Source organism: Glutamicibacter creatinolyticus (assembly GCF_006094275.1).
Taxonomy (GTDB): Bacteria; Actinomycetota; Actinomycetes; order Actinomycetales; family Micrococcaceae; genus Glutamicibacter; species Glutamicibacter creatinolyticus.
Genome location: NZ_CP034412.1, coordinates 3093480 through 3107843, shown reverse-complemented (window position 1 = coordinate 3107843; position 14364 = coordinate 3093480). Strand labels below are relative to the sequence as shown.

7 protein-coding genes, 10 pseudogenes and 1 riboswitch are annotated in these 14364 nt (G+C 64.3%); of the genes and pseudogenes, 8 read left to right on the top strand and 9 right to left on the bottom strand.

Annotation, left to right across the window (positions count from 1 at the left end):
* Positions 1–68: 68 nt before the first annotated feature.
* A complete protein-coding gene (locus GcLGCM259_RS14230; RefSeq protein ID WP_138927016.1) occupies positions 69–560 on the bottom strand; it encodes a flavin reductase family protein in 492 nt (163 codons plus the stop codon).
* A 45-nt stretch (positions 561–605) separates the two neighbouring features.
* Positions 606–723: riboswitch (SAM riboswitch) on the bottom strand.
* A 147-nt stretch (positions 724–870) separates the two neighbouring features.
* On the opposite strand from GcLGCM259_RS14230, the gene GcLGCM259_RS14225 reads away from it, so the two are divergent.
* From GcLGCM259_RS14225 to GcLGCM259_RS15635, 5 genes and pseudogenes are all read left to right on the top strand, one after another.
* Positions 871–1947, top strand: coding sequence for a MinD/ParA family ATP-binding protein (locus GcLGCM259_RS14225; protein WP_246049648.1), 1077 nt, complete (start codon positions 871–873; stop codon positions 1945–1947).
* Between the two features lie 134 nt (positions 1948–2081).
* Positions 2082–2609, top strand: a pseudogene (locus tag GcLGCM259_RS14220) (fatty acid desaturase family protein); the annotation flags it as partial.
* Positions 2610–2852: 243 nt separating this feature from the next.
* A pseudogene (locus GcLGCM259_RS15640) lies at positions 2853–3537 on the top strand (thiolase family protein); the annotation flags it as partial.
* 1 nt (position 3538) lies between these two features.
* Positions 3539–3640, top strand: a pseudogene (locus tag GcLGCM259_RS15305) (FAD-binding protein); the annotation flags it as partial.
* Positions 3639–3968, top strand: a pseudogene (locus tag GcLGCM259_RS15635) (cytochrome b/b6 domain-containing protein); the annotation flags it as partial. The pseudogenes GcLGCM259_RS15305 and GcLGCM259_RS15635, both read left to right, overlap by 2 nt.
* A 139-nt stretch (positions 3969–4107) precedes the next feature.
* On the opposite strand, the pseudogene GcLGCM259_RS15410 reads toward GcLGCM259_RS15635, so the two are convergent.
* Positions 4108–4342 (bottom strand): annotated as a pseudogene (locus GcLGCM259_RS15410) (electron transfer flavoprotein subunit alpha/FixB family protein); the annotation flags it as partial.
* Positions 4343–4344: 2 nt separating this feature from the next.
* Here GcLGCM259_RS15410 and GcLGCM259_RS15630 point away from each other — a divergent pair.
* Positions 4345–4554: pseudogene (locus tag GcLGCM259_RS15630) on the top strand (ATP-binding cassette domain-containing protein); the annotation flags it as partial.
* Between the two features lie 69 nt (positions 4555–4623).
* On the opposite strand, the pseudogene GcLGCM259_RS14190 reads toward GcLGCM259_RS15630, so the two are convergent.
* The 7 genes and pseudogenes from GcLGCM259_RS14190 to GcLGCM259_RS14160 all read right to left on the bottom strand — a co-directional run.
* A pseudogene (locus tag GcLGCM259_RS14190) lies at positions 4624–5183 on the bottom strand (IclR family transcriptional regulator); the annotation flags it as partial.
* A pseudogene (locus GcLGCM259_RS14185) lies at positions 5180–6391 on the bottom strand (MFS transporter). The pseudogenes GcLGCM259_RS14185 and GcLGCM259_RS14190, both read right to left, overlap by 4 nt.
* Positions 6322–7623: an MFS transporter gene (locus GcLGCM259_RS14180; RefSeq protein WP_425459806.1), complete on the bottom strand. Its 1302-nt coding sequence runs from the start codon at positions 7621–7623 to the stop codon at positions 6322–6324. The pseudogene GcLGCM259_RS14185 and the gene GcLGCM259_RS14180 overlap by 70 nt, the downstream one beginning before the upstream one ends.
* A 16-nt stretch (positions 7624–7639) precedes the next feature.
* Positions 7640–8893 carry a M24 family metallopeptidase gene (locus GcLGCM259_RS14175; protein WP_138176017.1) on the bottom strand — a complete coding sequence of 418 codons (1254 nt, stop codon included), beginning with the start codon at positions 8891–8893 and terminating at the stop codon, positions 7640–7642.
* 10 nt (positions 8894–8903) lie between these two features.
* Positions 8904–10502: pseudogene (locus GcLGCM259_RS14170) on the bottom strand (BCCT family transporter); the annotation flags it as partial.
* Positions 10475–11119 (bottom strand): creatininase, encoded by a 645-nt coding sequence (locus GcLGCM259_RS14165; RefSeq protein ID WP_246049641.1) that lies wholly within the window; start codon positions 11117–11119, stop codon positions 10475–10477. The pseudogene GcLGCM259_RS14170 and the gene GcLGCM259_RS14165, both read right to left, overlap by 28 nt.
* Positions 11120–11196: 77 nt before the next feature.
* The gene (locus GcLGCM259_RS14160) at positions 11197–11751 is read right to left on the bottom strand and encodes a GntR family transcriptional regulator (RefSeq protein WP_138927013.1); all 555 of its coding nucleotides are present in this window, start codon (positions 11749–11751) and stop codon (positions 11197–11199) included.
* Between the two features lie 139 nt (positions 11752–11890).
* Here GcLGCM259_RS14160 and glyA point away from each other — a divergent pair.
* Together glyA and GcLGCM259_RS14150 are read left to right on the top strand one after the other, a co-directional pair.
* A pseudogene (gene glyA / locus GcLGCM259_RS14155) lies at positions 11891–13134 on the top strand (serine hydroxymethyltransferase).
* A gap of 2 nt (positions 13135–13136) precedes the next feature.
* Positions 13137–14354, top strand: coding sequence for a sarcosine oxidase subunit beta family protein (locus GcLGCM259_RS14150; RefSeq protein ID WP_054821666.1), 1218 nt, complete (start codon positions 13137–13139; stop codon positions 14352–14354).
* The last annotated feature ends 10 nt before the right edge of the window (positions 14355–14364 follow it).

Below are 14364 nucleotides of genomic sequence, written 5' to 3'. Positions count from 1 at the left end.
CCACCGGGAACTGTGGATTACCCCACTTAAACGCAACTAATACCTGATTGACTTGGTGTTTCAGGTTTTCACACGTGTGGATAAAAATTAAGTTTTGAATCATGGAAGATCGGCGGGGTGTGTGCCGAGGCCTGGTGGCCGTGCACCTGCAGCAGGACGACCCAGTGGTCCCCGGCTTCGACCTCGTTGTAGATGGAGGTATCGAGCCAGAGGGTGGATTCCTCGATGAACAGCGCCTGTTGCTCGGTGATGTGGGTGTGCAGCCCGGCGAAGCGGTCACCCTTCTTCGAGGCGATCTGGGCGCAGACCCCCTCGTTGCGGCTGCTGAGCACCGAGACTCCGATGCGCTGTGCCCGCCGCAGCTTCGGCCAGGTGTTGGAGGTCTTCTGCACGGCGAACATCACCAGCGCCGGATCCAGGGAGACCCCAACGGTAAACGAGGAGGCAACAATTCCGGTCTTGACGCCATTGATTTCGGCGCACAACGCCGCGACGCCCGAGGGGTGCTGGGCGAAGACCTTGCGCAGGGTCAACGGGTCGAGATCCTGATTCAATGACATGATTCGTATCCTTCGCATCAGGCCCACCGAGTTTGCGCACTCGGTGTGCGGTACTTGTTCCACGCGGTGGCGCGCGGAACCGAATCCTCACCTGGAGCACCCCACTACCGTTTAGAGGGTTGCCGGCCAGCTAGCCAGGGCTTGTCAGCTGACGCTCTTGATTCTGTCTACGACACTATGGCCCGTCGCGGCGTAACGTCAAACATTTCCTGTCTTATACCGCAATCTTCGACATATTGTTCGATTCACCGCCGCCGCGTCTGAGTCGCTAGCTACCGCAGAATCTACACCCGAATCGGAGGAACCAGCGATGGAACTCGCCCAAGCTGCCGACAAGCCTCAGAGCGTAACACCGGCCCCCGCGGGCCCTGATGCTGTAGCATCCAAAGCCCAGCAGCCGAACCCGTTCGCCCAGAAATCCCAATCCCACACCGTTCCCGCACCGGACGGGGCACCGGCAACCCGGCGCGAAGCCCGCCAAAGCTTCCTCACCCAGGAACAAGTTGAAGAACCGGCCACCCAAGGCTGGCGCGGCACCGTGACCCGCCTCGGTATCCGTATGACACCCAGCGAGGCCGAACGCGCCGAACGTGCCGATGTGCAAGCCGTGAGCCAGCACTGGCCAGGGCCACGCACTATCGCCATCGTGAACGGCAAAGGTGGAGCAGGTAAAACCCCCACCACCGTGTTGCTCAGTGCGATCTTCGCCCGCTACGGCGGAGCCGGGGTACTGGCCTGGGATAACAATCAAACCAGAGGAACTTTGGGCTGGCGTACCGAACAAGGCCCGCACGAAACGACCTTGTTGGAGCTGCTGCCCGAATCCGAAAAACTCTTAGGCACTGGGGCGCAATCAGCAGACCTCGCGCATTTCGTGCACCACCAGACCCGCGATCGGTTCGACGTGCTGCGCTCCAAGCCGATGGAGCTGGCCAGCGCGCAGCGCGTAGACGCGGCCGATGTGGACGCGATCCACCGGGTGGCTTCAAAGTATTACCGGCTGATCTTCATTGACTCGGGCAATGACGAGTCAGATCCGATGTGGCGGCGCATGATCGACCACACCGATCAGCTCGTTGTGGCCACCACGACCCGAGATGACCACGCCGAAGCCGGCGCACTACTGCTCGAAGCGCTCGCTCAGCAGAACGACAAAGCCCACGCCCTGGCACAGAACGCCGTAGCCGTGGTAACCCAAGCTGATTCCAAGGCCACCGCCGCCGACGTGAAGCGCGTCGCAGACGGTTACCAGACCCTGGCCCGTGATGTGGCAACGATCCCATTTGATCCAGCAATGGTAGATGGGATCCTGCGCTACGACGCGCTACGCCCGAGCACGCAGCGCGCATGGCTGGCAGCGGGTGCCGCAGTCGCAAGAGGGCTGTAGGCTGCTAACTTTACGCCGCGAGTACCGAAGTATCATCCAAATTCATCGTCAACGACGGGAACACTTCATGAGTAACAGCCCCGAAGCAGCACTAGGAATCGCTTTACTCACCTCCCTCGTTCGCCAGGACCGCCATCACCGGGTTCATCCTGCTCGGTGACAGCTGGTTGCAGCTGCTGATGGCCGGGGCGCTGGGAATCCTGCTTACCCAGTTCGCGTTCCTGGCCCACGAGGCCGCACACCGCCAGATCCTCTCCTCCGCCAAGACCAATGACAAACTCGGACGCCTGCTGGCCAACGGCGTGGTCGGCATCAGCTACCAGTGGTGGATGAACAAGCACAACAAGCACCACGCCACGCCAAATACAGTGGGCAAGGACCCGGACATTGAATGGGACACCATCTCCTTCCAGCCGGCCGACGCACAGCGGCAAAAGGGTCTGCTGAAGTGGATCACCGAACGCCAGGGGTATTTGTTCTTTCCGCTGCTGACCCTGGAAGGGCTGAACCTGCATTTTCAGTCCATCAAGTACCTGTTCGTGGCCAAGCGAGTGAAAAACCGCAGCCGCGAAATCACCGTGATTGTCTTGCGCGTGGCCATCTATCTGGCCTTGATCTTCGCCTTCCTTCCGATCGGCATGGCGTTCGCCTTCATCGGCGTGCATTGTGGATGGCAACCAGACCCATCACGTCGTCCAGCGGCTCATGCGGCTTGGCCATGATGATGGGCATGCCCTGGACCCAGCCGTGGGCCTCCGTGAGTTTCTCCGCTGTTTCCATATCGGTCACGAAGGAGAGGGGATTCCACCACCAGGAGGGTTCTTCTCCGATGATGCCTTGCACGTCATGCACCCACACGGTACCGATCCGGGCGCGGGGGCCCCGAGTCATGTCCACGATATCGGGACACGGTGCCGGGCACCACGGTCACCCGCTTCTGCGCCTCCAGCGTGCAAAGCACCCGGATGGCCCTTCACGCCATCCGGGCCGGGGAAGGGGAAATCTTCATCTCCGCCGGGGTGGAGCGCTGGAGCGACCCGCGCGGTCAGGGACTGGTCCCGGACATCTACATCGCCATGGGCCAGACCGCGGAGAACGTCGCCCAGCTGCGCTCGGTCAGCCGCGCCGACCAGGACGCCTGGGCGCTGCTCTCCCAGCAGCGGGCGCAGGCCGCGGCCGAACGCGGGTTCTGGGACAAGGACATTACCGCGCTGACCCGCCCCGGTGTTCCGCCCGGACGGGACGGTCACCGCCGGCAACGCCTGCCCGCTGAACGACGGGGCCGCGGCCCTGGTGATCATGAGCTCGGCCAAGGCCGCCGAACTCGGGGTGCAGCCGCTGGCGCGGATCGTGTCCACCGGTCTCAGCGCCCTGTCCCCGGAAATCATGGGCCTGGGACCGGTCATCAAGGACATTGACCTGGTGGAGCTGAACGAGGCGTTCGCCGCCCAGGTGCTGCCCAGCGCCGAGGACTTGGGCATTGACCACGACCGGCTGAACGTCAACGGCGGGGCCATTGCCCTGGGCCACCCCTGGGGGATGACCGGGGCGCGGATCACCACCACCCCGATCAACTCGCTGCCCGAACGCGGCGCAGGTGGGGCAGACCGGCACCACTGTCTCCCCGCAGCTGTACATTTCGGTGGGCATCTCCGGGGCCATCCAGCAGAAGGCCGGGATGCAGACCCGCAAGCATGTTCCTGATGGTGCTGATCAGCCGCGCGGGCTGGCAGGTGCGCAGCACCGGGCGCCCGCGCACCTTCTGGACGCGGAAACCGGCCAGTGGATGCGCATCGTGCCAACCCACTGGGACGTGTTCCCCAACGCCCTGTCCTCCGCCCTGCAGTACGCCTCCTTCGACTGGCCCCTGGAGAACAGCTGGCGCGTACCCGATCGAGCTGGCCCGGGCGATCCACCTGCCCACCATGCTGTTCTTCGTCATGTTCATCATCGTTCACGTGGTGCTGGTCTTCTCCACCGGGGCGCTGCGCAACCTGAACCACATGTACGCGGCGCGGGAGCCAGCGGCGCGGCGACGAACACCACCAGGAAGTAGGTGATCATCTGCAGGGCGTTGTAGTTCGTCCAGCTGTTCTCCAGGGGCCAGTCGAAGGAGGCGTACTGCAGGGCGGAGGACAGGGCGTTGGGGAACACGTCCCAGCCGAAGTCGGCGATCTCAAAGATTGGCGCGTCTTCGTCCTTGTTCACCGCCACAATGTACTTGCTGGTCTGCATCCCGGCCTTCTGCTGGATGGCCCCGGAGATGCCCACCGAAATGTACAGCTGCGGGGAGACAGTGGTGCCGGTCTGCCCCACCTGCGTAGTCGTGGTCGATCCAGCCGGCATCGGTGGCGGCACGCGAGGCACCCACCGCCGCGCCCAACGCGTCGGCCAGCCTACCCGCACGAGCTCTCCGGCGGACAGCGCCAGCGCATCTGCATCGCCCGGGCGCTGACGCTCAGCCCGCAGCTGCTGATCGCGGACGAGCCGACCAGTGCGCTGGACGTCTCGGTACAGCGCTGCCCGCGCCAGCTCTCCGGCGGACAGCGCCAGCGCATCTGCATCGCCCGGGCGCTGACGCTCAGCCCGCAGCTGCTGATCGCGGACGAGCCGACCAGTGCGCTGGACGTCTCGGTCCACGCACCCGATAGTAGGGGAGCGGCGATCATGACCCCTTGCCACCAGTTGGCCGCGGTGGTCGAAAACCGGTGCCGCGACGCCCACCTCATCCTGTGACGTTTCCCCGTAGTTGATGGGTCTCCGCGGGTTGGTGGGCCAGGAACATCTGCACGGTGGCGCTGAGCCCGGTGGCGTAGCGGCTGCCCATCACGGAAGTGTGCTTCACGTTGCGCTTGGAGGGGATCTGCTCCACGGACACCGATTCGCCGCCGTCCCAGATGTTGAGCACCGCGGTTTCCCCGCTGCAGCTCGTTGAGCACCGGGTAGGCCACCCGCCGCACGTTCAGGTTCGCCAGCAACGGCCCGGTGATGGCGATCAGGCCCAACCCCAGGCGGAACTTGCGGGTTTCCTGGTCGCGTTCCACGATCCGTTCCTGCTCCAGGGTGGCCAGGATCCGCGAGACACTGGACTTGTGCAGTCCCACCTCCGCGGCAATGTCGGTGACCCCGACCTCCGGCCGCTCGGTGGTAAAGCAGCGCAGCACATCCACCACGTTCACGATCACCGAGGCGCCGCGCGAATCGCCGCCCGGGGCGGCGCGCGCGGGGTGTTTCAGGTCAGTGGCTTGCGGCTGGTCTCCACGGAGCAGGCGACGGCGATCAGGGAAACCACGGCCGCGGCCATCAGGTACCAGCCCGGGGCCAGCAGGTTGCCGGAGGCGGCGATCAGCAGGGTCGCCATGAACGGTGCGGTGCCGCCGAACAATGCGTTGGACAGGTTGAAGGAGACCGCGAACCCGGAGTAGCGCACCCGGGTGGGGAACATTTCGGCCAGGTAGCTGGGCAGGGTGCCGTCGTTCAGGGTGAGCATGGCGCCGAGCAGGATCTGCACGAGGATGATCAGCAGGAAGTTGCCGGTGTCCAGCAGCATGAACGCCGGCACCGTGAACAGGACAAAGAGGATCGAGGCGCTCATCAGGACCCGCTTGCGCCCAAACTTGTCCGAAAGCATGCCGGTGATGAAGATGAAGCCGATGTAGGTCACCAGCGCCACCGTCGTGGCCAGGTAGGAACGAGTGGCGTCCAGGTGCAGCTCTTCGGAGAGGTAGGTGGGCATGTAGGAGAGGATGACGTAGAAGCCGACCGCGTTCAGCAGCACCGCACCGGCGGCCAGCAGCAGGCGCCGCCAGTGCTCGCGGAACAGCGCGCTGACCGGAGAGGGAAGGCCGGCGAGTCCTCCAGCTTCGTACGGATGTAGCGTCCGATCAGGCCCATCGGGGCCGCCAGCACGAAGGGAATGCGCCAGCCCCAGGGCTCCATCTGATCTGCCTGGAGCAGGCCCGGTCAGCAGGGCGGCCAACAGTGAGCCGAGCAGCAGGCCGGTGGCGGTGCTGGCCGGAACCACCGCGGCATACAGTCCGCGCCGGTTCGCCGGGGCGTACTCGACCAGGAACGCCGAGGCACCGGCATACTCGCCCGAGGCGGAAAAGCCCTGCACTAGGCGCAGGGCCAGCAGCAGGAGCGGGGCGCCGATGCCGATGCTGGCGTAGCCCGGCAGCAGGGCGATGCAGAAGGTGGCCCCGGACATCAGCAGGATTGACCAGCTCAGTGCCTCCTTGCGACCAATTCGGTCGCCGAGGTGTCCCCACACGAATCCGCCCAGTGGACGGACCAGGAAGGAGATGGCGAAAACACCAAAGGTCATCAGCAGGGCCAGTTGCCTGTCGTCGCTGGGGAAGAAGACCGCCGCGATGGTCACTGCCAGGTAGCCGTAGGCGGCATAGTCGAACCACTCCACGAAGTTTCCGATGAAGCTAGGGACCAGGCCGGGGCCGGCGGGTGGCCGGAGGCGGCGATCAGCAGGGTTGCCATAAAGGGTGCGGTGCCGCCGAACAATGCGTTGGACAGGTTGAAGGAGACCGCGAAACCGGAGTAGCGCACGCGGGTGGGGAACATTTCGGCCAGATAGCTGGGCAGGGTGCCGTCATTCAGGGTCAGCATGGCTCCCAGGGCGATCTGGACCAGGATGATCAACAGGAAGTTGCCGGTGTCCAGCAGCATGAACGCCGGCACGGTGAACAGGACGAACAGCACCGAGGCGCTCATCAGGACCCGCTTGCGCCCGAACTTGTCCGAAAGCATGCCGGTGATGAAGATGAAGCCGATGTAGGTCACCAGCGCCACCGTGGTGGCGACGTAGGACGCCGTCTCATCGAGTCCCAGCTCCTGGGACAGGTAGGTGGGCATGTAGGACAGGATGACGTAGAAGCCGACCGCGTTCAAAAGCACCGCGCCGGCGGCCAGCACCAGGCGGCGCCAGTGGTCGCGGAACAGGGACTTGACCGGCGCCTTGATGACCTCGTCCTCCTGAGCCAGCTCCTTGAAGGCCGGCGAGTCCTCCAGCTTCGTACGGATGTAGCGTCCGATCAGGCCCATCGGTGCGGCCAGGAGGAAGGGCAGGCGCCAGCCCCAGGACTCCATCTGATCCGCCTGGAGCAGGCCGGTGAGCAGGGCTGCCATCAGCGAGCCGAGCAGCAGGCCGGTGGCGGTGCTGGCCGGAACCACCGCGGCGTACAGTCCGCGCCGGTTCGCCGGGGCGTATTCGACCAGGAAGGCCGCCGCGCCGGCATACTCACCGGAGGCGGAGAACCCCTGGACCAGGCGCAAGGCCAGCAGCAGGAGCGGGGCGCCGATGCCGATGCTGGCGTAGCCCGGCAGCAGGGCGATGCAGAAGGTGGCCCCGGACATCAGCAGGATTGACCAGCTCAGCGCCTCGCGCCGGCCAATGCGGTCGCCAATGTGACCCCAGACGAAACCGCCCAGTGGACGGACTAGGAAGGAAATCGCGAACAGGGCGAAGGTCATCAGCAGCGCGGTCTGCGGTGCGGATTCGGGGAAGAAGACCACCGAGATGGTCACCGCCAGGTAGCCGTAGGCCGCGTAGTCGAACCACTCGACGAAGTTGCCGATGAAGCTCGCGGCAACGACCTTGCGCCGGGTGGCCCTGCCCACGCCACCGGGGTCTGGGCGCTGTTGTCCGCTGAGTGTCGGGCCCAGATCGGGGTGGAGCGGCCTAGGCGTCGATGATGTTGTTCTCCGGGCCGAAGCCGAACTTCGTGATGTTCTCCGCGCCATCTTCGCCCACGACCAGGATGTCGTGCTCGCGGTAGCCGCCGGCCCCCGGCTCGCCATCCATCACGGTGATCATCGGCTCCATCGACACCACCATGCCCGGCTCCAGGACGGTGTCGATGTCCTCGCGCAGCTCCAGGCCGGCTTCACGGCCGTAGTAGTGCGAAAGCACTCCGAAGGAGTGGCCGTAGCCGAAGGTGCGGTTGGGCAGCAGGCCGTGGGAAATGTAGATCTCGTTCAGCTCGGCGGCGATGTCCTTGCAGACCGCGCCGGGCTTGATTAGCTCCAGGCCGCGCTTGTGGACCTCGACGTTCACATTCCACAGCTGCAGGCTGCGCTCGTCGGGCTGACCCAGGAACAAGGTGCGCTCCAGTGCGGTGTAGTAGCCCGAGGTCATCGGGAAGCAGTTCAGCGACAGGATGTCCCCGCGCTGCAGCTTGCGGGTGGTGGCCCAGTTGTGGGCGCCGTCGGTGTTGATGCCGGACTGGAACCACACCCAGGTGTCGCGCACTTCGCGGTGAGGGAAGGTCCTGGCGATCTCGTGCACCATCGCCTCGGTGCCGATCAGTGCCACCTCGTACTCGGTGATCCCCTCGCGGATCGCGGCCTTGATGGCCTCACCGCCCAGGTCGCCGATGCGGGCGCCGTGCTTGATGACCTCGATTTCCTCGGCGGACTTGATCATGCGCTGACGCATGGCATCCTGCGAGACATCCAGCAGCTGGGCGCCGGGGAACGCATCCTGGATGCGCTGGCGGGTCAGGCCCGGCAGGAAGTCATCTTCCACGCCGATGCGGGTCGCCTTTACCCCGTCACGCTTGAGCGCCTCCTGCAGTCCGTAGAAGAAGTTGTCACGCTTCCAGTCGGTGTACACGATGTTCTCGCCATAGCTGGTGCGCCACGGCATGCCGGCATCGATGTTCGCGGTCACGGTGGTGGAGTTGTTCGCGGTGACCACCAGCGCGTAGTTGCGTCCGAACGTGGTGTACAGGAAGTCCGAGTAGTACTTGATGCCGTGGTAGCTGGTGAGGATCACTGCATCCAGCGACTTGGCCGCCATGATCTGGCGCAGGCCCGCCAGGCGGCGCTCGAACTCCGCGTCGGAGAAGGTCAGCTGCTGCTTCGAGCCGTTGTGCAGGGTCTTCAGGCGCTCCAGCTCGGAGACATTGGTGGGGCTGTTTGAGGTCGTGGTCATGGTCGACTCCTATTGCGCCCGAACCGCTGGGGTCAGCGGTGAAGATCAGCGACGGGTCGGGATTGTTGATGTCCTTTTCCAGCTGCTTGATCGCCTTGTCGCGCTTGAGCAGACGTCGAATCAGATTGACGATCATCAAGAGGATTACGAAGGAGAACGGGAATGCCCCAATGATCGTGCCGGTCTGCACCGTATCGACGACCGCCGTGCCGCCCAGGGTCAGCAGCACCGTGGCCACGGTGGCGATGGACAGCACCAACACCACCCGGAAGATGGGCCCGGACTTGTTGGGCGCCGAAACAAACTCGCTGAGCGCATAGATCCCCGAATCCAGGGAGGTGACGTAATAGGTGGCCACCAGGATCGTGGACACCACCAGCAGGATCGTGCCGATCAGCGGCACATGGTCCAGCATCGCGAACAGTCCCGCAGAGGTGTCGGCGGCTACGGCGGCACTGATGCCGCGCTCCGCGCGGTCGTCATAGTAGATGGCGGCCGAACCGATCACGCCCACCCAGATCATCACGATCAGCGTGGGGATCACCGTCACCCCCAGGACAAATTCGCGGATGGTGCGGCCCCGGGAGATGCGGGCGATGAACCCGGCGACGAATGGCGAGAAGGCAATGACCCAGCACCAGATGAACACCGTCCACCAGCCGTTCCAGCTGTCCTGCCAGGTGCTGAGGGGATTGGCGGTGCTTCCCGCATCGGTCCACAGGCTCATGTGAATGAAGTTCGACATGAAGCTGCCGAAGGTCTGGGACAGGTTGGACACGATGTAGAGCGTGGGTCCAAAGATGAATACCGCGCCCACCAGGATAATGCTGAGGATCGAGTTCAGGCTCGATATGCGCGCCATCCCCTTGTTGATGCCCACGATCGCGGAAATCGCCGTGATCCCGGCGAACACCGCGATGACCATTAGCCACATCATCGGGCTGGAGGTGATTCCGGTGAAGGAGGTGATCCCGGAACTGAACTGCAGGGCCGCGAACCCGAAGGAGGTGGCCAGCCCCAGCACCGTGGCAATGATGGCCAGCAGCTCAACTACTACGCCGGCGCCGCGCTGCGACCACTTGGGCAGGATGTCGACGGTGGCCTCCCTGAAGGTCAACGTCTTGCCCAGGTTGTGGTGCGAATAGGCCAGGCAGACCGCCACCACGCAGTACATGGCCCACGCCGTCAGGCCCCAATGGAAATAGGTCCACACGATCCCACCCTCCGCGGCGCCCGTTGCGCCGGCGGGAATGACCGGGTTCTCATCGCGCAGCATGATCGGTTCGGCAACCGACCAGAAGATCAGCCCGATGCCCTGGCCGCAGGCGAACAGCATGGAATACCAGGCAAACTTGCTGTGCTGGGGTTTCGCCTTGGGCCCGCCCAGACGGATGCGCCCCACCCTGCTGAAGGAAAGCCAGATGCAGACAATGACCGCGAATGCCGAATACAGGATGAACAGCCAAGTGAACTTCCCGGTCACCAAGGTTCGCAGGTCGGAGATCACCGTTGAGGCGCCGGTGGGGTTCAGCAACACCCACAGGATGACCGCGCCGATGAGCAGCGGGGGAATGGTGCGGATCAGCAGGCGATCCAGCGGTGGAATGATGCCCGCTGGCGGGGGTGCGCCCCGGGTCCTTCGGGAAAAATGTCGTAGGGCGTCAGGACGGCGGGTGGATGATCGACTACCCGATCCATGTCAACCAGTTCCGGATGCAGCAACAGCATGAGCGATGTTTCCAGCACACCGCCGTGCTCGATGTCCCATCCCAGGAAACCGTCAGGGAAAACCTGGGCCAGGGTGTGCTCGTCCACGAAATCCCAGTAGGACATCAGCACCCCGCGGGAACCCGAGCCCTGGCGGCCCGCCCGGGCGACCGCGTTGTCCAGACCCTCATAGAGGAACTGGTAGTTCTCAAAGTGCCCGTTCAGCACGATGACGTTACACGCCCCTTGGTCGATGAAGGACGAGACCACATCGTCGATCATGCCGGTCAGCGCGGCTGCTCCCAGGCTGGTGGTCCCAAGCCGGTGGTTCCCGCCCCCGGAACGGGGCTGCGACTTATAGCCGTAGGAGAACTCCGGCGCCACCAGCGCGCCCACCTGCCGGGCCACTTCGGCGGCGATGGCCCGGGAAAGCATCGCATCCACGCCCAGCGGCAGGTGTGGCCCGTGCTGCTCGGTGGCGCCGGTGGGAATGATGACAGTCGATACCTGGAGCGGCAAACCATGCATAAGCGCCTGACCAAGATCTTCGCGCTGATCGGTGGGGACCCACGGGAGACCGGCAGGATCCTGACCGTTCATCTGGCCCCGTCCAGGATCAGCTCGATCAGCGTGGCGTGTTCGGAAATGTGAGCGTGAATGTCCGGTAACCGGTCCAGGACCATGCACCAGATCCGGGTCGCGAGGTTGTCCAGGCGCACCAGCGTTTCCTCCAGGTGGTGGTTCTGGGCGGCACGATAAATGAGCCGGTGCACTTCCAGGTCGTATTCCATCAGCTGGCGCCGGTCCCGCAATGGATCGAGCTGGCGGATCGCCTGCATCGTGCGGGTCAGCTCCTCGCGCAAGGCGCCGCCGCGATTCTCGGCCGCCCGCTGCGCGGCCAACGGCTCCAGAACCTGACGCATTTCGGAGATGGCGGCCAGCTCGGTGATGTCCACCCCGGTGGCGAAGGTCCCGCGGCGCGGGTAGGAGATCACCAGGTGGTCCACTTCCAGGCGCTTCAGCGCCTCGCGGATGGGGGTGCGCCCCATGCCGAGGTCGGTAGCGAGCAGCGCCTCGTTGATCGGGTCGCCGGGGGCGATGTCCATCATGATCAGGCGGTCGCGCAGAATCCGGTAGGACCGCTCCGCCATGGACTCGCTGATTCTGCCTTGGAAAGGGCTGGTAAAAAATAATTCCCCAACCCATTGACGGGCTGTGAGTTAGATCATACGCTAAGACGCAGACATTGATATATCAGTTGTCGGCAATTCGTACACTTTGGAGGGATAGATGCTGGAAACCCAGTCACCCGTCGCAGAATCGCTGACCCAGTCGTTGGGTGAGCTTGATCCTGAGGTGGCGGCGCGGATTGATGCTGAGTTGGCGCGTCAGCAGCGTGGCCTGGAGATGATTGCTTCGGAGAATCATACGGCGCAGGCGGTGATGCAGGCGCAGGGGTCGGTGTTTACGAGCAAGTATGGCGGGGGGTACCCGGGCCGCCGCTATTACGGTGGCTGTGAAGAGGTCGACGTGATCGAGACTCTGGCCATTGAGCGCGTGGAGGCGTTGTTCGGGGCGAAGTTCGCCAACGTCCAGCCGCATTCGGGGGCGGAGGCCAACGCGTCGGTGTATCACGCGCTGGTGGGTCCGGGGGATACCGTGCTGGGGTTGAATCTGGCCCCCGGCGGGCATTTGACCCAGGGGATGAAGCTGAACTTCTCCGGACGGTTGTTCAATATCGTGCCCTATGGGGTGGATGAGGCGACGAACCTGGTGGACATGGACGAGGTCGAGCGTCTGGCGGTTGAGCATTCCCCGAAGATGATCGTGGCCGGCTGGTCGGCGTATCCGCGCCAGTTGGACTTCGCCCGCTTCCGTGAGATCGCGGACAAGGTCGGTGCGTACCTGTTCGTGGACATGGCGCACTTTGCTGGTTTGGTGGCTGCGGGGTTGCATCCGTCGCCGGTGCCGCATGCGCATGTGGTCACCTCGACCACGCATAAGACTTTGGCTGGTCCGCGTGGCGGGATTATTTTGTCGAATGACGCGGAGATTGCCAAGAAGCTGAATTCGGCGGTGTTCCCGGGTCAGCAGGGTGGGCCGTTGGAGCATGTGATCGCGGGCAAGGCGGTGGCGTTCAAGATCGCCGCGTCGGAAGAGTTCAAGGAACGCCAGGAGCGGACGTTGGCTGGTGCGCGGATCCTGGCTGAGCGTTTGTCCCAGGCCGATGTCGAGGCCAAGGGGATCAGCGTGCTGACCGGCGGCACTGATGTGCATTTGGTGTTGGTGGATCTGCGTAACAGCGAGCTCGATGGCCAGCAGGCCGAGGATTTGTTGGCGCAGGTGGAGATCACGGTGAACCGTAATGCGGTGCCGTTTGATCCGCGTCCGCCGATGGTGACTTCGGGGTTGCGGATCGGTACCCCGGCGTTGGCGACGGTAGTACGGGCAAGCTTGGGGAGTTGAAGCAGCGGGTGCTGGATTTGGCTGCGGCCCACCCGCTCTACCCAAACCTGAAGAAGATTGGAGAATAATCATGGCTGACTTGCTGCCTGAGCACCCGGAATTCCTCTGGGCGAACCCCGAACCGAAGTCCTCCTATGACGCCGTGATTGTCGGCGGCGGCGGACACGGCCTGGCCACGGCCTACTACCTGGCCAAGAACCACGGCATGACGAACATCGCCGTGCTGGAAAAGGGCTGGCTGGCCGGCGGGAACATGGCCCGCAACACCACCATCATCCGCTCCAACTACCTGTGGGACGAGTCCTCGGGAATCTACGAGAAGTCGCTGAAGCTGTGGGAGCAGCTGCCCGAGGAACTGGACTACGATTTCCTCTTCTCCCAGCGCGGCGTGCTGAACCTGGCCCACACGCTGGGCGACGTGCGCGAATCGGTGCGCCGAGTCGAGGCGAACAAGCTCAACGGCGTGGATGCCGAATGGCTGAGCCCCGAACAGGTCAAGGAGGTCTGCCCGATCATCAACACCGGGGATGACATCCGCTACCCGGTCATGGGGGCCACCTACCAGCCGCGCGCCGGCATCGCCAAGCACGACCACGTCGCCTGGGCGTTTGCCCGCAAGGCGAATGAGATGGGCGTGGACATCATCCAGAACTGCGAGGTCATCGGTTTCCTGAAGGACGGGGAGAAGGTCACCGGGGTGAAGACCACCCGTGGCACCATCCACGCCGGCAAGGTCGCCCTGGCCGGGGCGGGTCACTCCTCGGTGCTGGCCGAAATGGCCGGCTTTGAGCTGCCGATCCAGTCCCACCCGCTGCAGGCGCTGGTCTCCGAGCTGTTCGAGCCGGTGCACCCGACCGTGGTGATGTCCAACCACATCCACGTCTACGTCTCCCAGGCGCACAAGGGCGAACTGGTGATGGGCGCGGGCATCGACACCTACAACGGCTACGGCCAGCGCGGCGCCTTCCACGTGATCGAGGAGCAGATGGCCGCCGCGGTGGAGCTGTTCCCGATCTTCGCCCGGGCCCACGTGCTGCGCACCTGGGGTGGAATCGTGGACACCACCATGGACGCCTCCCCGATCATCTCCAAGACCCCGATCCAGAACCTGTACGTGAACTGCGGCTGGGGGACCGGCGGGTTCAAGGGCACCCCCGGGGCCGGGTTCACCCTGGCCCACACCATCGCCAACGATGAACCGCACGCCCTGAACGCCCCGTTCAGCCTGGATCGCTTCGAAACCGGACACCTCATCGACGAACACGGCGCCGCCGCCGTGGCCCACTAGGAGCCGCCAC

What these genes read in the sequence shown, in the direction of transcription:
- GcLGCM259_RS14230 (WP_138927016.1), bottom strand. Translation starts at nt 560, where the DNA reads ATGTCATTGAATCAGGATCTCGACCCGTTGACCCTGCGCAAGGTCTTC.
- GcLGCM259_RS14225 (WP_246049648.1), top strand. Translation starts at nt 871, where the DNA reads ATGGAACTCGCCCAAGCTGCCGACAAGCCTCAGAGCGTAACACCGGCC.
- GcLGCM259_RS14175 (WP_138176017.1), bottom strand. Translation starts at nt 8,893, where the DNA reads ATGACCACGACCTCAAACAGCCCCACCAATGTCTCCGAGCTGGAGCGC.
- GcLGCM259_RS14160 (WP_138927013.1), bottom strand. Translation starts at nt 11,751, where the DNA reads ATGGCGGAGCGGTCCTACCGGATTCTGCGCGACCGCCTGATCATGATG.
- GcLGCM259_RS14150 (WP_054821666.1), top strand. Translation starts at nt 13,137, where the DNA reads ATGGCTGACTTGCTGCCTGAGCACCCGGAATTCCTCTGGGCGAACCCC.